At 68.8% G+C, this 21807-nt stretch carries 15 protein-coding genes; 1 reads left to right on the plus strand and 14 read right to left on the minus strand.

Features of this window, described 5'->3' with window-relative positions; translation table 11 throughout:
* Positions 1-216: 216 nt before the first annotated feature.
* From ACSFBC_RS22570 to ssb, 5 genes are all read right to left on the minus strand, one after another.
* The gene (locus tag ACSFBC_RS22570; protein ID WP_435512574.1) at positions 217-891 is read right to left on the minus strand and encodes a helix-turn-helix transcriptional regulator; all 675 of its coding nucleotides are present in this window, start codon (positions 889-891) and stop codon (positions 217-219) included.
* Positions 892-926: 35 nt separating this feature from the next.
* Positions 927-2366: an efflux transporter outer membrane subunit gene (locus ACSFBC_RS22575; RefSeq protein WP_435512575.1), complete on the minus strand. Its 1440-nt coding sequence runs from the start codon at positions 2364-2366 to the stop codon at positions 927-929.
* Positions 2367-2379: 13 nt separating this feature from the next.
* A complete protein-coding gene (locus tag ACSFBC_RS22580) occupies positions 2380-5478 on the minus strand; it encodes a MexW/MexI family multidrug efflux RND transporter permease subunit (RefSeq protein WP_435512576.1) in 3099 nt (1032 codons plus the stop codon).
* Complete coding sequence (locus ACSFBC_RS22585) at positions 5475-6587, minus strand: efflux RND transporter periplasmic adaptor subunit (protein ID WP_435512577.1); 1113 nt, start codon at positions 6585-6587, stop codon at positions 5475-5477. The genes ACSFBC_RS22580 and ACSFBC_RS22585 overlap by 4 nt, the downstream gene beginning before the upstream one ends.
* A gap of 201 nt (positions 6588-6788) precedes the next feature.
* Positions 6789-7331 carry a single-stranded DNA-binding protein gene (gene ssb / locus ACSFBC_RS22590; protein ID WP_435512578.1) on the minus strand — a complete coding sequence of 181 codons (543 nt, stop codon included), beginning with the start codon at positions 7329-7331 and terminating at the stop codon, positions 6789-6791.
* A 182-nt stretch (positions 7332-7513) separates the two neighbouring features.
* On the opposite strand from ssb, the gene ACSFBC_RS22595 reads away from it, so the two are divergent.
* Positions 7514-10639: an excinuclease ABC subunit UvrA gene (locus ACSFBC_RS22595; protein ID WP_435512579.1), complete on the plus strand. Its 3126-nt coding sequence runs from the start codon at positions 7514-7516 to the stop codon at positions 10637-10639.
* Between the two features lie 20 nt (positions 10640-10659).
* Here the strand turns inward: ACSFBC_RS22595 and ACSFBC_RS22600 are convergent, their stop codons facing one another.
* The 9 genes from ACSFBC_RS22600 to ACSFBC_RS22640 all read right to left on the minus strand — a co-directional run bounded on the left by ACSFBC_RS22600 (position 10660) and on the right by ACSFBC_RS22640 (position 21781).
* Entirely contained in the window at positions 10660-11457 is a 798-nt protein-coding gene (locus tag ACSFBC_RS22600; protein ID WP_435512580.1) for an AraC family transcriptional regulator, read from the minus strand.
* 31 nt (positions 11458-11488) lie between these two features.
* Complete coding sequence (locus ACSFBC_RS22605) at positions 11489-12988, minus strand: sugar ABC transporter ATP-binding protein (RefSeq protein ID WP_435512581.1); 1500 nt, start codon at positions 12986-12988, stop codon at positions 11489-11491.
* A gap of 4 nt (positions 12989-12992) precedes the next feature.
* Positions 12993-14099, minus strand: coding sequence for an SMP-30/gluconolactonase/LRE family protein (locus ACSFBC_RS22610; protein ID WP_435512582.1), 1107 nt, complete (start codon positions 14097-14099; stop codon positions 12993-12995).
* Positions 14096-16219 (minus strand): ABC transporter permease, encoded by a 2124-nt coding sequence (locus ACSFBC_RS22615; protein ID WP_435512583.1) that lies wholly within the window; start codon positions 16217-16219, stop codon positions 14096-14098. Before ACSFBC_RS22615 ends, ACSFBC_RS22610 begins: the two co-directional genes overlap by 4 nt.
* A 75-nt stretch (positions 16220-16294) precedes the next feature.
* Positions 16295-17272, minus strand: coding sequence for a sugar ABC transporter substrate-binding protein (locus ACSFBC_RS22620; protein ID WP_435512584.1), 978 nt, complete (start codon positions 17270-17272; stop codon positions 16295-16297).
* A gap of 73 nt (positions 17273-17345) precedes the next feature.
* Positions 17346-18380: an ABC transporter permease gene (locus tag ACSFBC_RS22625; RefSeq protein WP_435512585.1), complete on the minus strand. Its 1035-nt coding sequence runs from the start codon at positions 18378-18380 to the stop codon at positions 17346-17348.
* 41 nt (positions 18381-18421) lie between these two features.
* Positions 18422-19717, minus strand: coding sequence for a hydroxymethylglutaryl-CoA reductase, degradative (locus ACSFBC_RS22630; RefSeq protein ID WP_435512586.1), 1296 nt, complete (start codon positions 19715-19717; stop codon positions 18422-18424).
* 58 nt (positions 19718-19775) lie between these two features.
* The gene (locus tag ACSFBC_RS22635) at positions 19776-20549 is read right to left on the minus strand and encodes an enoyl-CoA hydratase/isomerase family protein (protein ID WP_435512587.1); all 774 of its coding nucleotides are present in this window, start codon (positions 20547-20549) and stop codon (positions 19776-19778) included.
* Positions 20549-21781 carry a CaiB/BaiF CoA transferase family protein gene (locus ACSFBC_RS22640; RefSeq protein ID WP_435512588.1) on the minus strand — a complete coding sequence of 411 codons (1233 nt, stop codon included), beginning with the start codon at positions 21779-21781 and terminating at the stop codon, positions 20549-20551. The genes ACSFBC_RS22635 and ACSFBC_RS22640 overlap by 1 nt, the downstream gene beginning before the upstream one ends.
* Positions 21782-21807 lie beyond the last annotated feature (26 nt).

Raw genomic sequence — 21807 nt, forward strand, 5'->3', positions numbered from 1 at the left:
GAGCAAGGGGCGCCACTTTACTTGAAGCCTTCGACGGGCCCGCGCATGCGCAGGCGTCACCGCGCGTGGGGCGCCGACAGTCGCGACACCGTCGGCTCCTGGCGCGTGACGTTCTGCTTGCCGCTCGGCAGATCGATCAGCAGCGATGCCGACTCGCCCGACATCCGCAACGCGACCGGCGTGCGCCCCTCGTCGGGAGACAGTGACCGCAGGCCTTCAGGCAGCGTCGGTCGAATCCACCTTCGGCTCGATCCGGTAGGCGCAGCGTCGCGCGCCCGCCAGGATATGTTCGACGCGGCTGACGCGCACGTCGGGCCCCAGCACTTCGTCGAAGAGTTGCAGTTCACTGCGGCAAAAGCCTGTGCAGGCCTGCGCCGCGGTGCAGATCGGGCAATGGTTCTCGATCAGCAGAAAGCCGTCGCCCTCGGGCTGGCACTCGGCCATGTAGCCTTCGCGGCTGCGGATGTCGACGAGCCGTTGCAGCCGCATCTCGAGGCTGCGCGCGCCGCGCATGGCCTCGGTGTAGTTGGCACGCATGGTGTTCTCGCGCGCACCGATGAGCTGGTCCATGCCCTTCTGGCCGAACACGCTGACGACGGCGCTGATCATCTGCACCGTCATTTCTGCATGCGTGTCGGGAAAGCGCTTGTGGCCTTCGCCGGTGAGCCGCCAGATCTGCGTGGGCCGGCCGCGCCCGCTGGGGCGGCTCTCGGCGTCCACCAGGCCGTCGGCCTGCAGCTTGGCCATCTGCTGGCGCACCGCTTCCACCGTGACGTTCAGCACCTTGGCGATGTCGGGAATGCCGAGCGCGCCGCGGGTCTTGAGCGTCGAGAGGATGCGGTCTGCCGGCTGGTGCGGCATCCAGGTGGGCTTGGCATCTGGGGCGGGCATGGCGAGTTCAATCGTGGAGGAAATCGATGTGATTGTCAGGTGTGGGGCCCTTCCCTTCCATTCGAAGGTGCTTGCCAGCCGCCACCCAGCGCCTTGTAGAGCGCCACGAGGCTGGTGTACGAGGCGGTTTCGGCCTCTGCCACGGCGTCCTGCGCGCGCAGCAGGGTGCGCTGTGCGTCGAGCACGCCCAGGTAGGGGGCGGCCCCTTCGCGGTAGCGCACCTCGGCCAGTTCGGCGGCGCGGCCGCTGCGGGCCGAGGCTTCGACCAGCCGTTGCAGGCGCAACTGGTTCTGGCCGTAGCCGGTCAGTGCGCCCTCGACGTCCTCGATGGCGCGCAGCACGGTCTGTTCGTAGCGCGCGCGGTCGCCTTCGGCGCGGGCCTCGGCGCCGCGCACGCGGGCCTTGACCGAGCCCAGTCGCAGCGCGGGCCAGCTCACGCCGGGCGTCACGCTGAAGGCGCGGCTCGACGCGCTGCCCAGGTCGGCACCACGCAGCGCAATGAAGCCCAGGAAGCCCCCGATGTCGAAGCGCGGGTACAGCTCTGCCGTGGTGGCGCCCACGTCGGCCGTGCTGGCCGCCAGGCCGCGCTCGGCGCGCAGCACGTCGGGCCGGCGCCGCAGCAGGTCGCCCAGGTCGCCGATGGGCAGGCGCTTGTCGAGCACGCGCAACTGTTGCGGCTGCAGCATCGGCTCCAGCTCGGCGGGGCGCAGGCCGGCCAGCACGGCCACGCGATAGGCCGCCTGGCGGCGGGTGGTCTCGAGCGCCGGCAGCTGGCTTTCGGTGGTGGCCAGGTTGGCCTGCGCGCTCGCCAGGTCGCCTTCGAGGCCGCGACCGGTCTGCACCTGCGCCTCGGTCACGCGCAGGCTGCTGCGCAGGCTGTCGAGCGTGCGGCGCGTCACGGCGAGGCGCTGCTCGGCGCCGCGCATCTCGTAGTAGTTGCGGGCCAGTTCGGCCACGGCCACGATGCGCACCTGTTCGAGGTCGGCGGCCGTGGCCTGCGCGCGCGCCGTGGCCGCTTGGTCGAGCCGCTGCAGGCGGCCGAACAGGTCGATCTCCCACGAGGCATCGAAGCCCGCGCGGCTGCTTTGCGCCAGCGTGCGCGCATCGGCCGGCGTGCCGTTGCCCTGCGCGATGCTGCGTGTCTTGCTGGCGCCCATCGTGACGACGGGCAGGCGGTCGAGCTCGGCCTCGGTCTGCGTGGCGCGCGCCTCCAGCAAACGGGCCTGCGCGATGCGGATGTCGTGGTTGTTGCCCAGCGCGCGTTCGATCAGCGCATCGAGCTGCGCATCGTCGAGCTGGCGCCACCAGTCGCGCTGCACCGCGTCGTTGGCGAACAGCGAGCGCTCGGGCGCGGAGATGGCGACCGGTGCATCCACCGGCGCGGTGTAGGTCGGCCCGACGGCGCAACCGGCCAGCACCATCACGCCGAGCGCGAGAGGCGCGGCATGGGAAAAGAGTCTTGTCGTCATGGTCATGCTCCCGGTGTCGTCAGGCGTGGTCGCCGGCAGGCTCGCGCGCCACGAGCGCGTCGAGTTCGGTGGCGCGCTGCGAGCGGCCCACCGTGCGGTGGTCGCGTGCCAGCAGCGTGTACATGGTGGGCAGCACGAACAGCGTGAACAGCGTGCCCACCAGCATGCCGACGACGATCACCAGGCCGATGCTGAAGCGGCTGGCGGCGCCCGCACCGCTGGCGAACAGCAGCGGCACCAGGCCCATCACCATCGCGGCGGTGGTCATCAGGATCGGGCGCAGCCGGATGCGCGCGGCCTGCTCGATGGCGGGGCGGCGGTCCAGGTTGTCGCGCTCCTGGATCTCGTTGGCAAACTCCACCATCAGGATGCCGTGCTTGCTGATGAGCCCGATCAGCGTCACCAGCCCGATCTGCGTGTAGATGTTGATGGTGGCGAAGCCCATGGCCAGCGGCACCAGCGCGCCGCAGATCGACATCGGCACGCTGATCAGAATGATCAACGGGTCGCGCAGGCTTTCGTACTGCGCCGCCAGCACCAGGTAGATCACCACGATGGCGAAGACGAAGGCCATCACCAGCGCCGAGCCTTCCTGCGTGAACTGCCGCGCATCCGACTGCCAGTCGTAGCTGAAGCCGGCCGGCAGCTTCTTCGCCTCCTCGCTCAGGAAGGCCACCGCGTCGCCCATGGTCACGCCCGGCATCGGGATCGCCTGGAAGGTCGAGGCATTGAGCTGGTTGAACTGCGTGAGCTTGTTGGGCCCGACGCTGGTCGACAGCGAGACCAGATTGGCCAGCGGCACCGGCTGGCCGCTCGCGCTCTTCACGAAGTAGCGCGACAGCGCTTCGGCCGACAGGCGCTGGTCGCGCGGCGATTGCGGAATCACGTCGTACGAGCGGCCGTCCATGCCGAAGCGGTTGACGTAGTTCTCGCCCACCAGCACGGCCAGCGTGTCGCCGATGGACTTCATGGTCACGCCCATGCTGTTGGCCTTGGCACGGTCCACGCGCACTTCGGTCACCGGGTTGTTGAACTCCAGGTCGCTGTCGACCACGGCGAACTTGCCGCTGTCGCGCGCCGCCTTCTTCAGCGCTTCCATCGCCTCGAACACCGCGCGATGGTCGCCCGCGCTGCGGATCACCATCTGCACCGGCAGCCCGCCGGTCGAGCCCGGCAGCGAGGGCAGCTGGAACGCGAAGACGCTGCTGCCTTCGACGTCGTTCATGCCGCCCTGCACGTCGCCCTGGATCTGATCGGCGCTGCGCTTGCGGTCTTTCCAGTCCGAGAGCTGCACGCCGCCGATGCTGTTCGACACGCCGTCCGAGCCGTTGATGAGCCAGCGGCCGGTGTTCTCGGGCAGCGCGGCCAGCACCTCGTCCCACTTCTTGCCGAACTTCTCGACGTAGTCGATGTTGGCGTGCTGCGGCGACTTGATGACGGTCATCACCATGGCCTGGTCCTCGCCGGGCGCCAGCTCTCGCTGCGCCGCGTTGTACAGAAAGGGCAGGCTGACCAGCACCGCCACAGCGAGCAGGCCCGTCACCCAGCGGTGGTGCAGCGACACGTCGAGCAGGCGGCCGTAGGCCGTGGCCAGCTTGTGGAAGAAGGCTTCGGCATAGCGGGCCATTCGACTTGCATTCGCATCCTGCGGCAGCAGGAACGAAGCCATCACTGGCGACAGCGTGAGCGCGATCACGCCCGACACCACCACCGCGCCCGCCAGCGTGAACGCGAACTCCTTGAACAGCGACCCCGTGAGGCCGCCCATGAGGCCGATGGGCGCATACACCGCGGCCAGCGTGAGCGTCATCGCGATCACCGGCCCCGCCACTTCGCGTGCGCCGATCAGCGCGGCCTGCACGCGCGACTTGCCTTCCTCGATGTGGCGGTGCACGTTCTCCACCACCACGATGGCGTCGTCGACCACCAGCCCGATCGCCAGCACCATCGCCAGCAAGGTCAGCAGGTTGATGCTGAAGCCGAACAGCAGCATCAGCGCCGCCGCACCCAGCATCGACAGCGGAATCGTCACCACCGGAATCAGCACCGCGCGCATCGAGCCCATGCACAGGAAGATCACCACCACCACGATGGCAATGGCTTCGAGCAGCGTCTTCTGCACCTCGTCGATCGAGGCCTCGATGAAGCGCGCCAGCTCGAAGGGCAACTGCACCTCGACGCCCGGCGGCAGGTTCTGCTGGATGCCGGGCAGCAGGTCGCGGATGCGCTTCACGATCACCAGCGGGTTGCCGTTGGGCGCGGCCTGCAAGCCGAGGTAGATGGCGGGCACGCCGTCCATGGTGGCGCTGCTGTCGACGCTGGCCGCGCCCAGTTCCACCGTGGCCACGTCGCCCAGGCGAACGATGGCGTCGCCGTCGCGCTTGACGACCATGTCGCGGAACTCGGCCACGCTCACCAGGTCGGTGTTGACGCGGATGTTCGACACCACGTACAGGCCCTTCACCTGGCCCGGCGCCGCCTGCACGTTGTTCTGCCGCAGCGCGTCGGCCAGCTCGCCGGCCGAGATGCCGCGCGCGGCCATGCGGTTGGGGTCGAGCCACACGCGCATCGCCAGCGTCTGCCCGCCCGAGACTTCCACGCCCGACACGCCGGTGATGGACGCGAACTGCGGCTGCACCACGCGCGACAGGTAGTCGGTGAGCGCCGGCACCGGCATCGTCTTGCTGGAGAAGCCGACATACGCCACGGCGGTCGCTTCACCGGCCGACTTCAGGATGACCGGGTCGAAGGCCTCGGGCGGCAGCCGGTACTTGACCTGGCTGACCTGCGCCATGGCCTGCGTCAGCGCCTGGTTGGCGTCGGCGTTGAGCTTCATGCGCACGCTGATCACGCTGCGTCCCAGCGTGGACGACGACGACAGGTAGTCGACGTTCTCGATGGTCGCCACCGCCTGTGCGATCGGCTGCGTGACGAAGCCCTGCATCAGCTCCGGCGAGGCGCCGGGGTACTGCGTGGTGATGGTGAGCGTGGTGCTTTCGGTCAGCGGGTACTGGCGCACCGGCAGATCGCCCAGCGCGCGCGCGCCGAGCAGAAGAATCAGCGTGCTCACCACCAGCGCCAGCACGGGCCGGCGCACGAAGAGGTCGGTGAACTTCATGACCTGGGCTCCCTGGGCGCTGTGACGGCCAGCGTGTCCTTCTCGGCCGGCACCACGGCGGCGCCGCTGTACAGGCGCAGCTGGCCCGAGGTGACGACCTGCTCGCCGGCCTGGAGGCCCTGCTCGATGACGACCCGGCCGTCCTGCCGGTCGCCGGCCTTCACGAACACCTGCTGCGCCGTGAAACCGCCCTTGTCGTCGGCGCGCACCACGAAGACCGCGTCGCCGTGCGTGCTGTAGGTGATGGCGGTTTCGGGCACGGTGATGGCGTCGGTGCGCGCGGGCAGCGCCACCTTGCCGCTGACGAACATGCCCGGCGTGAGCGCGCCGTCGGCGTTGTCGACCGTGGCCTGCAGGCGCACGGTGCGCGTGTCGGTGCCGATCTGGGGCTCGATGGTGCTGAGTCGGCCCTGGAAAACGCGCCCCGGATAGGCGTCGACCGAGAGCGCCACCTGCTGCTTGCGATGGAGCGCAGGCAGCGCGGTTTCCGGCAGCGTGAGGTTGGCGAACAGCGTGCGCGCGTCGGTGAGCGACACCAGCGCATCGCCGGCGCGCACGAACTGCCCGAGGTTGACCTTGCGGATGCCGAGCACGCCGTCGAACGGCGCCTTGATCTGCTTCTGCTCGCGCATCGCCTGCGCGCGCCGCAGGTCGCCGTTGGACTGGTCGAAGGCGGCCTGCGCCTGTTCGAATTGCTCCTGCGTCGCGGCCTGTTGCGGCAGCAGGCGACGCGTGCGCTCGAGCAGCGCCTTGGCGTTGGCGCGCTGGGCGGTCAGGCGTTCGAGGTCGCCCTGCTCGGGCGCATCATTCAGCTGCACGAGCAATTGCCCGGCGCGCACTTCGCTGCCGGGCACGAACAGGATCTTTGCGACCCGCCCTTCGACTTCGGCCGGCACCTCGACCTGGCGGTTGGCTTCGAGCGTGCCGATGCCGGCCAGGACGCGCGCCACCGGGGTCTGCTGCGCCACGGCCACCGCCACCTTCACGGGCGGCATGCCGCCGCCCTGCGCATGCGCCGGCTTGAATTGCGCGAGCAGCCCGTAGCCGCCACCTCCCAGCACCACCACCGCAAGGCCGGCGCCGAGCCAGGCCCTTGAACGTGTCTTCATGATCGGTCCATTAATAATCAAAGAAAGTGCTTTGATTATTAGCGATCAAGGTGAGGATGTCGAAGCGGCGCCTTCAATGACCTGAATGCATTCAGGCTATCGACGCGCCATCGACCAGCGTGCGCGCCGCCCGAACGGGCACCATGAAAAAGGCCCGCAGCTTGCGCTGGCGGGCCCTGGCTGCGGAGCGAAAAGCAGGACTCAGAACGGAATGTCGTCGTCCATGTCGTCGAAGCCCGACGACGAACGCGCCGGAGCCGAAGCCGGCGCCTGACGCGGGGCCGGTGCCTGGCGCGGTGCCGCGGCCGCAGGACGCGAGTAACCGCCGCCACCACCGCCGCCGCCGCCATTGCCGCCACCCTGCGAATAGCCGCCATCGTCACCGCCGCCCGCCGGGCCGCCCATGCCTTGACGGCTGCCCAGCATCTGCATCTGGTCGACGCGGATGTCGGTGGCGTACTTCTCGACACCGTCCTTGTCTTGGTATTTGCGGGTCCGGATCTGGCCTTCGACGTAGATCTGCGAGCCCTTGCGCAGGTACTGCGCGGCGATTTCGGCGAGGCGGCCGTTGAACACCAGGCGGTGCCACTCGGTCGCTTCCTTCATCTCGCCGCTTTGCTTGTCCTTCCACTTGTCGGTGGTGGCCAAGGTCGCGTTGCAGACCTGGTCGCCGCTCGGGAAGGTACGTGTTTCGGGATCGCGGCCGAGATTGCCGACGAGGATGACTTTGTTGACCGATGCCATGTGCACTGCCCCTGATGAATGGATGAAGAGGAGGAAAAAAAGAACCTGAGATTATCTACGCTCGGGCCCGGCTTGCGGGAACCGGCCGTCGCCGGCACCGCGGCGGACCTCAACCGGACCTCAACCGAGAATAGCCGGGGCGTCTATCATGTCCGGTTGCCCAAAAAATCGGACCGCCGCCTGTGAATTCGCCCCAAAACGACGCCTACCTCGGTGCCGTGCTCGCGCAGCAGCGCATCAGCATCCGCGGCGCACGCACGCACAACCTCAAGAACGTCGACCTCGACATTCCGCGCAACAAGCTGGTGGTGATCACCGGGCTGTCGGGTTCGGGCAAGTCCAGCCTGGCCTTCGACACGCTCTATGCCGAGGGGCAGCGCCGCTATGTCGAGAGCCTGTCGGCCTATGCGCGGCAGTTCCTGCAGCTCATGGACAAGCCCGACGTCGACGTGATCGAGGGCCTGTCGCCCGCCATCAGCATCGAGCAGAAGGCCACCAGCCACAACCCGCGCTCGACCGTGGGCACGGTGACCGAGATCCACGACTACCTGCGCCTGCTGTATGCGCGCGCCGGCACGCCCTACTGCCCCGACCACCACCTGCCGCTGCAGGCGCAGACCGTCTCGCAGATGGTCGATGCGACGCTGGCCATTGCCGAGCCGCGCCGGGCCGCCCCAAGCGGCGAGAGCCCCCTCGGGGGGCAGCGAGGACACGACAGTGCCGAGCGTGGGGGCGAACCGTACCAGCCGCGCTTGATGATCCTGGCACCCGTGGCGCGCGAGAAGAAGGGCGAGTTCCTCGAGCTGTTCGCCGAGATGCAGGCCGCGGGCTACGTGCGCTTTCGCGTCGACGGCGCGACCTACGAATACAACGACCTGCCCAAGCTCAAGAAGACCGAGAAGCACGACATCGACGTGGTGATCGACCGGCTGCGCGCCCGCGCCGACATGCAGCAGCGCCTGGCCGAGAGCTTCGAGGCCGCACTGCGCCTGGCCGACGGCCGCGCCATTGCGCTGGAGATGGGCGACGAGAACACGGTCGCCGGCAAGGAGCACCTGTTCAACGCCAAGTTCGCCTGCCCGGTCTGCAGCTACTCGCTGGCCGAGCTGGAGCCGCGGCTGTTCTCGTTCAACTCGCCGGTCGGCGCCTGCCCGAGCTGCGACGGCCTGGGCCACCGCGAGTTCTTCGACCCGAGCCGCGTGGTCGCCTTCGCCTCGCTGTCGCTCGCGAGCGGTGCGATCAAGGGCTGGGACCGGCGCAACGGCTATTACTTCAGCATGCTGGAGAGCATCGCCAAGCACTACAAGTTCGACCTCGACGCGCCCTTCGAGTCGCTGCCGGCCGCGGTGCAGGCGGTGCTGCTGCAGGGCTCGGGCGAGGAAGAGATCAAGTTCAGCTACACCATGGAGTCCGGCGCCTCGGCCGGCAAGAAGCTGGTGAAGAAGCATCCCTTCGAAGGGATCATTCCGAACATGGAGCGGCGCTACCGCGAGACCGATTCCACGCTGGTGCGCGAGGACCTGGCGCGCTACCGCAACATGCAGCCCTGCCCCGACTGCGGCGGCTCACGGCTGCGCATCGAGGCGCGCAACGTGTTCCTGGTCGACGACACGCCGCGTGACGACGGCAGCACGCCGCCGCGCATGGCCATCTACGAAGTGAGCCACCTGACGCTGCGAGACAGCCTGGCCTACTTCCAGACGCTGAAACTGCGCGGTTCCAAGGCCGAGATCGCCGACAAGGTGGTGCGCGAGATCGGCCTGCGGCTCAAGTTCCTCAACGACGTGGGCCTCAACTACCTGAGCCTGGACCGCAGCGCCGAGACGCTGTCGGGCGGCGAATCGCAGCGCATCCGGCTCGCCTCGCAGATCGGCTCGGGCCTGACCGGCGTGATGTACGTGCTCGACGAGCCCAGCATCGGCCTGCACCAGCGCGACAACGACCGGCTGATCGGAACGCTCAAGCATCTGCGCGACATCGGCAACAGCGTGATCGTGGTCGAGCACGACGAGGACATGATCGCCGCCGCCGACCACGTGATCGACATGGGCCCGGGCGCGGGCGTGCACGGCGGCCGCGTGATGGCCGAAGGCACCTATGCCGAGGTCGCGGCCAACCCGGATTCGCTCACCGGCCAGTACCTGTCGGGCACGAAGAAGATCGCGGTGCCCGCGCACCGCACCGCCTGGCTGCCGGTGGTCGCCAAGCCGGCCTTCAACGAAGGCAAGAAGGCGTCTTCATCGCGCTTCCCGCAGAGCCCGGCCGCCGAACGCCGCGCCGCGCGCGAGGCCGCGCACCTGGCCTCGCAGGGCGAGCTGCAGGAGATCCGCGTGGTCAACGCCAGCGGCAACAACCTGAAGAACGTGAGCGTGGCCTTCCCGGTCGGCCTGCTGACCTGCGTGACCGGCGTGTCGGGCTCGGGCAAGTCGACGCTGGTCAACGACACGCTCTACAGCGCGGTCGCGCGCACGCTCTACCGCGCGCACGACGAACCGGCCGAGCACGAAGCCATCGAGGGCATCGAGTACTTCGACAAGGTCATCAACGTCGACCAGAGCCCGATCGGGCGCACGCCGCGCAGCAACCCGGCCACCTACACCGGCCTGTTCACGCCGATCCGCGAGTTGATGGCCGAGACCAACACCGCACGCGAACGCGGCTACGGCCCGGGCCGCTTCAGCTTCAACGTGGCCGGCGGCCGCTGCGAGGCCTGCCAGGGCGATGGCGTGGTCAAGGTCGAGATGCACTTCCTGCCCGACGTCTACGTGCCGTGCGAGGTCTGCCACGGCCAGCGCTACAACCGCGAGACGCTCGAGGTCCAGTACAAGGGCAAGAACATCGCGCAGATCCTCGACATGACGGTCGAGACCGCGCACGCCTTCCTCAAGGCCGTGCCGACCATCGAGCGCAAGCTGCACACGCTGCTCGACGTGGGCCTCTCCTACATCAAGCTGGGCCAGGCCGCGACCACGCTGTCGGGCGGCGAGGCGCAGCGCGTGAAGCTCGCGCTCGAGCTCAGCAAGCGCGACACCGGCCGCACGCTCTACATCCTCGACGAGCCGACCACCGGTCTGCACTTCGCCGACATCGAGCTGCTGCTGAAGGTGCTGCACCAACTGCGCGACGCGGGCAACACCATCGTGGTGATCGAGCACAACCTCGACGTGATCAAGACCGCCGACTGGCTGATCGACATGGGCCCCGAGGGCGGCGCGGGCGGCGGCACGGTGGTGGGTGAAGGCACGCCGGAAGACATCGCGGCGAACGAGGCGAGCCACACGGGGCGGTACCTGAAGCGCTTGCTGTAGCAAGCCAGCGATGGCGCGGCTCAGCCCGCGTCGATGTCGGTGCGCCCGAGGTAGTGCTTGGGCGTCTTCCCCATCACGCGCCGGAACATCGCGGTGAAGGCGCTCGGGCTTTCGTAGCCCAGGTCCATCGCCACGGTGGTCACCGAAGTGCCCAGGGCCAGGCATCGCAGCGCCTCCATCAATTGCAGCTGCTGGCGCCACAGGGTGAAGGTCATGCCGGTCTCGTCGCGAAAGAGCCTGGTCAGGGTGCGCCGACCCAAGGCGCCGTAGCGCGCCCAGTGCGCCAGATCGCCTTCGCACGACGGCTCCTCCAGCAGCTTGCGGCAGATGCGCAGCAGCCGGATGTCGCGCGGCATCGGCACGTGCAGCGGCGCGTGCGGCGCGGCGCAGATCTCGTCGAGGATGAGCCGCATCACGCGTCCGTCGCGGCCGGCCTCGTCGTAGAGCAGCGGAATCTCGGTGGCGTCGATCATCAGTTGCCGCAGCAGCGGCGAAACCTCGATCACGCAGCACCGGGTGGGCAGGTCGGGCGAGGCATCGGGCTGGATGTAGAGCGAGCGATTCGAGACGGCCTGTCCGCGCGCGTGCATCTCGTGCTCGACGCCGCCAGGCACCCACACCGCGCGGTTCGGCGGCACCAGCCATGCGCCGGCCGCCGTGTGCAGCGTGAAGGTGCCCTTGACCGCGTAAGCCAGCTGCGCACGCGGATGGGAATGCAACGGCACGATCAAGGACGGCTCCGCCGCATGCTCGACCACGATCATCGAGACCGGCCGCGGAATGGACTGGTAGGCGTGGAAGGTCTGGGTGCGGAGCATGCGGTTCGGTCCTTGCCTGGCACGCGTCGTGTCAATGCACGGCCGCGTACATGATCTTGTCTTCGGTGGCGTTCTCGGGCGCGAATTCCTCCACCACGCGGCCCTGCCGCGTCACGAGGATGCGGTCGGACAGCGTCAGGATCTCCGGCAGGTACGACGAGATCACGAGCACCGCGATGCCGTCGTCGGCCAACGCGTGGACGAGTTGGTGGATCTCGGCGATCGCGCCCACATCAACCCCGCGCGTGGGCTCGTCGAAGATCACCAGGCGGGGCCGCTGCACCAGCGATTTCGCGATCACCACCTTCTGCTGGTTGCCCCCCGACAGCTCGACGATGCGCGCATCGCTGTCGATGGCACGGATCGACAGGCGCTGGCGCCAGGCCTCCGCGAGTTTGTGCATCTCCCCTCGGCGCGCGAGCATGAACCGGCTCGGCGACGACGCGAGCTGCCCGGTGTAGATGTTCTCGGCGATTGATAGGGTCTCGAAGAAGCCCTCGAGCTTGCGGTCCTCGGTGACGTAGACGACGCCGTTGCGCACGGCCGGGCGCGGCGTGCGGAAGCGCACCGGCTCGCCGTCGAGCAGGATCTCGCCGCCGTGCAGGAAGTCCCGCTTCGCCACCCCGGCCACGATCTTCGCCGTCTCGGTGCGGCCCGAGCCGATGAGCCCGAACATGCCGGTGATCTGCCCGGCATAGAGCGAGAACGCGTTGTTCTTCACGATGGTGCCCATCGACAGGTTCTGCACGCTCAGCACCTTGGCACCGCGTGGCCGGCGCGTGCGTTGCGCCCCCCGACCGTAGAGCGCCTGCGAGAGGGACCGTCCGACCATCGCCTGGATGACGCTGTCGCGGTCCATCTCGCTCGCGGCGGCGGTCAGCACATGCTCGCCGTCGCGCAGGATGGTGATGCGGTCCGCGATCGCCAGCGCCTCCTCGAGTGCGTGCGAGATGAAGACGATCGAGACGCCGTCGGCGCGCAGCCGTTGCACCAGGCCGAAGAAATGGTGCTTCTCCTCGGGTGTCAGGGTGGCCGTCGGCTCGTCGAAGATGATCAGGCGGGCATCGTGCTGGACGGCGCGCGCGATCTCCACCATCTGCCGCTGCGCCGCGCCCAGTTGCGACACCAGCTGGGTGGGATCGACGTTGAAGTTCAGGCGCTGCAGGAACTGCTGGGCCGCGATGTACAGGCCGCGCAGGCGGTTGAAGAAGGGTTCGTCGCCGAGGTACAGGTTCTGCGCCACGGTCAGCGACGGCACCAGGCTGGTTTCCTGGTAGACCATGGCGATGCCGTGCCCGAGCGCATCGTGCGGCGACGCGAAGCGCACCGGCTGCCCCTCGAGCAGGATCTGCCCCTGCGACGGCTGCACCGCGCCGGCCAGGATCTTGGTCAGCGTCGATTTGCCGGCGCCGTTCTCGCCGAGCAGCGCGTGCACTTCGCCGCGCTGCACGCCGAAGCTCACGTCTCGCACCGCGTGGACACCGCGGTATTCCTTGCCGATGTGGCGGAGTTCGATCAGTAGAGGGTCCATGGCTTCATTCCTGCGCTTGTGCATCGAGCGAGACGACCTCGCCCCCGCCCTGGCAGCCGACGTAGAGCCGGCCCTTCATTTCGACGGCGCTGGTCACGCCGTGCCTGCGTCCGTCGGCGCGGCTGTGCGCGCTCCATTGCGGCTGGAAGTCGGCGTCCAGCTTGCACACCAGGCCGTACGACCGGGTCGGCGCCCAGGGCTTGAGCATGCCCATGGACTTGATGCCGCCGCCCTGCATGGGCTCGCGAAAGTCCAGCCCCGAGGCCAGCGCCGGTGCGACCCAGAACCGCTCGGGGATCTGCGCCATCATTGCGTCGCGGTACGCGCGCTCGCGCAGCACGAACTCCACGAGCTGGCTGCGTGGCGCGAACAGGCACAGCCACCAGCCGCCGTCGGCCGCAGGCGCGATCCGCGACGGATAGCCGGGCAGGTCGCCCAGCACCACGCTGCGACGTCCGTCCGCATCGATGCGCACCAGCCGGTGCGCCCAGGCTTCGCTGATCACGATCGAGCCATCGCGGTGCCAGGCGATGCCACCGGGCCAGGCCAGGTCCGTTGCCACCGGCCGCGCGGGGGCGTCCCAGCGGTCCAGCACCCACAGCGCGCCGGTCGCCCGGCCCTGCAACAGGTCGGCGCGCCATTGCGAGGGCAGCCGGTCGCGCGAGCCTTCGGTCACCCAGAGTCGTCCGTCGGGCCCGGCCCGCATCGCCGTGGGACAGCAGATGACGCGGCGCGCCGCATCGGCCAGCACGCTGGCGGCTTCCGGCAGCGGGCCGACCGTGCGCAGTCCACCGCCCGAGAGCGCGGCGAGCGCCTGGCCGTCGGCCAGCGTGGCGATCGCACAGATGTCGCGTTCCATCCGGCCCAGTGGCCGCAGCGCGCCCGTGCTTGGGTCGAGCGCATGCAGTTCGGGACCGCTGCTCAGCAGCAGTTCGTCGTGCCAGACCGTGAGGTTGTCGGGCGACGCGATGCGTGCCTGGCCGAGCGCCTGGTCGAGCAGGCTGTTGGGCCGCAACGGGCCGTCCATGGGTGGCACGGTGACCGCGTGCGGGCCGCGGCCCAGGGTCCGGTCGAGCCATGCGCCGAATCGGCTCGGGGTGTGGCGGTTCATGCGGCCGCCCCGCCATAGCTGCGTTCACCGGTCCATTCCGGGTCGGCGCCGGGCAGCGCGATCCGGCCGATGCGGTTGTTGAGCAGGCCGCCGAGGTACAGGTGCCCCCGGTGTTCGCGCATCGAGGTGATCATCGGATGGTTCTCCCCGCCCAGGTCCCAGAGCGTGTCCAGCACCTGGCCCTTCGCGTCGAACTTGATCACGCAGCCGGTGTTGATGTTCGGGAAGATCAGTTCCTGCGGCGAGACGCGCCGCGCCATGCGCTTGCGGAAGCCCGGCATGCGCAGCGACAGGTCCATGGACGGCGTGCGCATGCCGACCAGGGCCAGCCAGAAGTTGCCGTCGGAGGCACGGTTGATGTTGTCGGGGTAGCCCGGTAGGTCCTCGATCACGCGCTCCACCCGGCCCGCCTTCGGTCCGGCGAACCAGTAGCGGCTGATGCGGCAGGCCCAGGTCTCGGCGAAGAAGAAGGACTCGCCGTCGTGCGCCATGCACACGCCGTTGGGGAACACCAGGTTGCGCAGCACCGTGCGGGTCTTCCGCGTGGCCGGGTCGTAGCAGATGATGCGGCCGTTGCCGCGGCTCTCCAGCGCGTCGTAGGCCCAGTTGTGCATTTCGTAGCGGACCGTGGCCTCGCTGAAGAAGATGCGGCCGTCGGCTGCGATGTCGAGATCGTCGGCCAGCTTGAGCCGCGAGTCGTCGATCACCGACCAGGTCGTGCGATCGGTTTCATCGGTCAGGCGTTCGATGCGGCGGTCGGGCGAAACGCTGTAGAGGCCCATGCCGGCGATGCACACCACCAGGTTGCCCGCGCGGTCGAAGGCCAGTCCCAGCGGATGGCCGCCGACATGCGCGAAGACCTCCATGCGCACGTGGTCCGGCCCGAAGAAGCGCACGATGTCGCCGTGCCGGGTGCCGGTGTAGAGATGGCCCTCCGCGTCGAAGATCACATCCTCCGGGCCCTCGACCTGTGCCAGGCCGATCAGCGACACCTCGCGCAGCCGGTCGTTCACCGCATAGGGCGAGCCCGAGCCGGCCTCGGTCGACGGCGCGGGCGGCAGCGCGAGGTACGCGGGCGAGACGTAGGTCTTCGCCAGCAGCTTGTGCTTGTTCTTGAGCCAGCGCACGTCGATGGCGATGGCCGCCAGCAGGATCAGGCCCAGCGCCAGCGAGCCGGCGCCGCTCTGGAAACCGATGCGCACCAGGCCGTTGGTGATGAGCAGCACCACCACCGCACCCATCAGCGCCTTCGCGACCGAGCCGCGCCCGCCGCCCAGGCTGTTGCCGCCCACCACCGCGGCGGTGAGCGCCATGATCTCGAGCCCGGCGCCGGTGTCCGAGCCGGCGCTGCCCAGACGGGCCGCGTACAGCAGGCCCGCGAGGCCGCACAGCAGGCCCGATCCCACGTAGGTCAGGCAGACCGTGCGTCGCACCGGAATGCCCACGTTGTAGGCGGAACGCCGCGAGCCGCCGATCGCCATGATGTGCCAGCCGGGACGCGTCCGGCTGAGGAACAGATGCGCGACGGCCGCGAACACCACGGCGGCCAGGAAGCTCAGCGGCAGCCCGAGCACGGTGCCCGCGCCGATGAAGTCCCACACGGCGGATTCCGGCATGTTCGTGGCGATCTCCACCGCATGCCGCAGCAGCAGCATGTCGACCACCGCGCGCACGATGATCAGCATGACCAGCGTGGTGAGGAAGGCGCGCAGCCGCAGGTAGCCGATCAGCACGCCGTTGAGCAGGCCGACGCCCGCGCAGACCAGCAGCACCACCGGCATCGCCGCCCAGGGCGACCATTGCGCGACGTTCATCAGCAACAGCGCAACGAAGTTGCCGAGCGCGAAGTTCGAGCCCACGCTCAGGTCGATGCCGCCGGCGACCATCACGATCATCATCGCGCAGACGATGAAGATGAACTCGCCGAGCTGGCGCGAGGTGTCGCCGAGGTTGGCGGCGCCGAAGAAGTTCGGAATCTGGTGGCCGAACACGGCCAGCACCACGGCCAGCGCCAGGAATGGCACGGCGTTGTCGATCCAGTTCTTCGACAGGATCTCCCCGACCACGTGGTCGGGCACATACTTGTATCGCCATCGGGCGACGGTTTGGGACGCGGACATGTGCGGCAACTCCAGATGCGCGCCGCGCCGGCGGGTCGGTCCGCCGGCGCGGCTGTGAGCGGTGATTCGCGGTGCTTACTTCTTCTTGTAGTCGTCGAGGTTCCAGCACGAATCGCCGCGCAGGCTGGCCTTGGTGATCACGCCCACGGGCGTGACGCGCGAGATGTCCTGCGCCGGGCGCGCCGAACTCGCCAGCAGCGTCTTGACCACCTGCACCAGTTCCTGCGACTGCTGCTTCACGTCGTAGGTCATGTAGGCGCTGAAGTTGCCGTTGGCCACGTTGGCGCAACCGGTGCGCGCGGCGCCGCCGTTGGTGGCGAGGAACACCTGGTCCTGCTTCTTCGCTTCGCGGATGGCCGCTGCCGTGCCGGTGTCCTGCCCGTCCCAGAAGCCGATCACGCCGCACAGGTCGGGGTGCTGCTTGAGCGCGGTGTCGGTCACGGCGCGCGCCTTCGACGCATCCCAGTCGGCGGCCTGGTTGGAGACCACCCTGATGTCGGGATTCTTCGCCAGCACGGCCTGCACGCCCTGCATCTGGTAGGTGCTCGCCGCGGCCGTCAGCACGCCCTGGACGATGCTGATCTTGCCCGACCTGCCGGCTTTGGGACTGCACTTCTGGACCACGGCATTGGCCATCGCCTCGCCGATGCCCACCCAGTCGGCACCGACGAAGGCACTGGTCTTGGCCGCCGAGCGCATGTTGACCTGCACCACGCGGATGCCGGCGTCTTCCGCGCGCTTGAGCAGGCGCGCATAGGACTGGATGTCGGGGTTCTGCACCAGCAGCACATCGGGCTTCTCGTTGATCAGCGAGGTGATGGCCTGGGCGCCCGCGTCGGTGCTCCAGTTCGGGTCACGCACGATCCACTTGACGCCCAGCGGCTCGAGCTGTCCGCGCACCATGGTGTTCCAGCCGTCGGTCAGGTCGTAGCCCAGCGAGGTGGGCACGAAGGCCACGGTCTTGCCCTGGAGCGGCGTGTCGGCGGCATGCGCCGCGCAGCCCATGGCGACGACGGCGGCCAGCAGTGCGCATCGAACGGAATTGGTTTTCATGGTCTTGTCTCCTTGTCGGTGAACGGGGAAGCGGAAGGCAGAGCGGCCGTGGCCGCGGGGACGCCGGCGCGCGCTAGATGTCGCCCTGCTGGGCGGTCTGCTCGTCGCGCGGATTGATCAGGCTGTCGATGACCAGGGCCGCCAGCAGGATGGCGCTCTTGATGACGTTCTGCACCGTGTACTGGATGTCCATGATGGTCATGCCGTTGAGCAGGATGCCGATGAGCACCGTGCCAACCAGCACGTTGCGCACGCCGCCCTTGCCACCGCTCAGGCCGATGCCGCCGAGCACGACCACGAGAATGACGTCGTAGATCATGGTGGAGTTGACGATGCGCGTGTTCATGCTGCCGACCGATGCCGCGGTGATGACCCCGGCCAGGCAACCCACGCACGAGGCGATGGCGTACTGCAGCACCACCAGCGGACGCACCGGCACGCCCGTCATGCGCGCTGCCTGGTAGTTGTCGCCCATGGCATAGATGAAGCGGCCGGTGCGGGTGTAGCGCAGAAATGCGGCCATCAGCGCCGCAACCACGCCGAAGCACACCACCGGCAGCGGCACGCCCGCCAGTTCGCCCTGGCCGATACGGGTGAACCAGGCCGCGTCCTCGGGCGCATAGACCACGTCCAGCGGGATCAGCTTCATGCGCCCGAGCCCGTAGATGAAGGTGCCCATGGCCAGCGTGGAAAACAGCGCGGGGATCTCGGCGTAGGCGACCAGCAGGCCGTTGACCACGCCCAACACCAGCGCGAAGCCCACGCCGGCCAGCAGCGCCATGCCGAGCGACATGCCGCTGGCGGTCAGCGCGAGCGACCAGGCCACCGAGATCGCCATCACCGCCACCAGCGACAGGTCGATGCCGCGACCGATCACCACCATCGCCATGGCCAGCCCCAGGATCCCGAGCACCGCCACGCCACGCACCAGGGACAGCAGGTTGTCCCGCGCGGCGAAGCCGTTCAAGGCCACGCTGAACACCGCGAACAGCAGCACGGCCAGCAGCAGCACGATGCGCTCCTGCGTCAGCCAGCCGGCGTGGAAGAACCGGCGGGCCGCCACGGCGGGCGTGGCGGCTCCGATGGACGGTGGCGCTTGCATGGACATGGCGGTTCTCTGTTCCGTGGATGGAAGGCGATGGTCGGCGGTTAGCGGGAGCCCTTTTCGCGCAGTGCCTGCAGCAGCGCCACGGCGCGGTCGGTTCGCACATCGTGCTCGGACGCCATCTGCCGCGCGACCGCATCGATCTCGTCGCCGGTGGCACCTGCGACCAGTGCGATGTTGCGGGCATGCAGTGCCATGTGGCCTCGTTGGATACCCTCGGTGGCGAGCGCACGCAAGGCGCCGAGGTTCTGCGCCAGGCCGACCGCCACGGCCACCTCGCCGAGCTCCTGCGCACTCTTCACGTCGAGGATCTTGAGCGCGAGTTGCGCCAGCGGATGGGTCCGGGTGGCACCACCGACCAGGCCCACCGGCATCGGCATTTCGATGGTGCCGACCAGCGCGCCCGTCGTGTCCTTCTCCCAGGTGGTCAGCGAGGTGTAGCGGCCGCTGCGGCAGGCATAGGCATGCGCACCGGCCTCGACCGCGCGCCAGTCGTTGCCGGTCGCGACGATCACCGGATCGATGCCATTCATGATCCCCTTGTTGTGGGTGGCGGCGCGGTACGGGTCGACCGCGGCGAAGGTGTAGGCGTCGAGCACACCCTCGACGATCTCCTCGCCGCTGCGCTCCGGGGTCTTGAGCACTTCGGGCGTGAGCCGCACGCGGGCGCGCGCCAGCCGCAGATCGGCCAGGTTCGACAGGATGCGCAGCCGCACCTTGCCGCCGGTGAGTTCCTCGACCAGGGGCGACACCGATTCCGCCATGGTGTTGACGGTGTTGGCACCCATGGCGTCGCGCACGTCCACGATCAGGTGCATCACCACCATCGCGCCGCGCGGCGTGTCGGGGAAGACATGCACTTCGATGTCGCGGCAACCGCCGCCCAGGCCGATCAGCACCTTGTCGCGGCTGTTGGCGATCTCCAGGATGCGATCGCGCCCCCGCAGCAGTGCCTGCCGTGCGCCATAGGGATCGGTCACGCCGAGGACCTGCACCTGGGCCCGCATGATCGGCCCGGTGCTCGAGGCCTCGAAGCCGCCGCCCTCCCGCGCCAGCTTGGCCATGAACGAGGCAGCGGCCACCACCGAGGGCTCTTCCACCACCATCGGCACCAGGTAGTCGCGGCCGTTGACCTGGAAGTTGCCGCCGATGCCGAAGGGCAATTCGAAGGTGCCGACGACGTTCTCGATCATGCCGTCGGCGCGCGACAGGGCGAGCGCGCCGGGCGTGCGCAACAGCGCCACGTCGTCCGCGCTCAGGCCGGCCACGGTCGCGAGGTGGTCGAGGCGCTGCGCGGGCGTGAGCGAACGGAAGTTGGGAAGGCGGGAGTCTTGAACCATGGGATGTCCTGAATCGACGAGTGAATGAGTGAAGAGGGATGGATGGATGGCCGCAGCGTCAGCCCGGCGGCGGCGCGGCACGGTCGCGCGACAGGAAGCGGCGCAGGCCTTCGCGCGCCTCGTCGCTGGTGAAGGCCCGCTGGCCGAGCACGGCCTCGCGGCGGAAGGCTTCGTCGAAGGGCAGGTGCCCGAGCGTCAGCGCCGCCTCCTTGATCACCGACACCGCCACCCGGCCCTTGCGGGCGATGCCGCGCGCAAAGGACAACGCCACCGCCTCCAGTTCGCCGGGCGGCACCACGCGGTTGAGCAGGCCCATCTCGGCCAGCCTGCGCGCGGGAAAGCGCTCGGCCGTGAGCATCAGCTCCATCGCCAGCGCATAGGGAATCTGCCGCACCAGGCGCACCAGCGTGCCGCCGGCCGGCGTGAAGCCCAGCGAGGCCTCGGGCAGCGCGAACACGGCCGTCTCCGATGCGATGCGGATGTCCGCGGCCAGCATGATCTCGAAGCCGCCGCCCATGCACAGACCGTTGATCGCGGCCACCACCGGCTTGTAGAAGCCCGGTTGCTTGATGTGGGCGCCGTCCCATTCCGAGATGTCGAAGCGGCCCTCGGCCAGCGCGGGGATGGACTCGCCCAGGTCGGCACCGACGCAGAAGGCACGCTCGCCATTGCCGCCCAGCAGCACCACGCGCACCTGCGGATCGTCGTTCGCACGGACGAAGGCCGCGGCGAGCTCCTCGTACATGGCGAGCGTCAGCGCGTTGAGTTTCTCGGGCCGGTCGAAGCGCACATGGGCGATGCCTTCGTCGTCCACCGCATAGGTGATGCCCATCAGATCACCCCCTCGGCGACGTAGCGGTCGTAGTCGCCGTCGGCGACGCGCAGCCAGCCCTTGAGGACGACCTCGTTGTGCTCGCCGAAACCGGGTGCATTGCCGATGGCGCGCACCGGCGTGGCCGAGAGCTTCATGGGGCTGCCGAAGGCCTGCACCGCCACGCCGTCGACCTGCGTCGGAACGAACATCTCGCGCGCCTTCAGGTGCGGATCGACGACGACCTCGGCGATGGTCTTGATCGGCGTCATCGGGATGGTGTCGCCGGCCAGCGCCTCGAGTTCGGCCTTGGTGTGTCGCGCACACCAGTTCTGCACGATCGGCTGCACGCGGCGCGCGTAGGTCGCGGGGTCGAAGCGCTTCTCCATCGAGTCGATCTCGGGGTCGTCGACCAGCGAGGGCTCGCCGAAGATGCGGCAGGCCTCGCGCCAGAATTTGTCGGTGTAGGCACCGAAGAAGACGAAGCCGTCCTGGCACGCGTACTGGCCATAGGGCCGCACGAAGGGATGGTCGTTGCCCAGCGGCTCGCCCACCACGCCATCCACCGTGTAGTTGACGATCGCGTGCTCGGTGAGCGTCACCACCGCATCCTGCTGGGCCACGTCGACCCACTGGCCTTCGCCGGTCTCGCGCGCATGCAGCACCGCCGACAGCGCCGCGATGGCCGCATAGAACGAGGCCGAGAGGTCGCCGATGATCGTGCCGACGCGCACCGGCGGCTTGTCCTTCTCGCCGTTCAAGGACCACAGGCCGCCGGTCGCCTGTGCGCTGTTGTCGTAGGCCGGCCGACGCGAGTTGGGCCCGGTCTGGCCGAAGCCGCTGATCGACACGTACACCAGCCGCGGGTTGCAGGGCTTCAGGGCCGCGTAGCCCAGGCCCATGCGCTCCATGGTGCCGGGCCGGAAGTTCTCCACCAGCATGTCGGCCTTGCTCACCAGTTCGCGCAGCAGCGCCCGTCCCTGCTCCGACTTGAGGTCCAGGCTCACGCCCAGCTTGTGGCGGTTGTACTGCGCGAAGAAGGCGCTGGCCCGGCCGGTGGTGCCCTGCACGAAGGGCGGGAACGTGCGGACGTAGTCGGGCTCCGCGGGGTTCTCGACCTTGATCACCGTGGCGCCCAGGTCGGCCAGCATCATGGTGCAGTAGGGGCCGGCCACCACGCGGGTGACGTCGACCACCACCAGGCCGCGCAGCGGCCCGTCGCCGAGCGGCAGTTGCATCGATTCAGTACTCACTTGTGTGTCCTCCGTGGGGTCCGTGG

Origin of the sequence: Variovorax frigidus, assembly GCF_051216515.1 — a bacterium.
Classification (GTDB): Bacteria; Pseudomonadota; Gammaproteobacteria; order Burkholderiales; family Burkholderiaceae_C; genus Variovorax.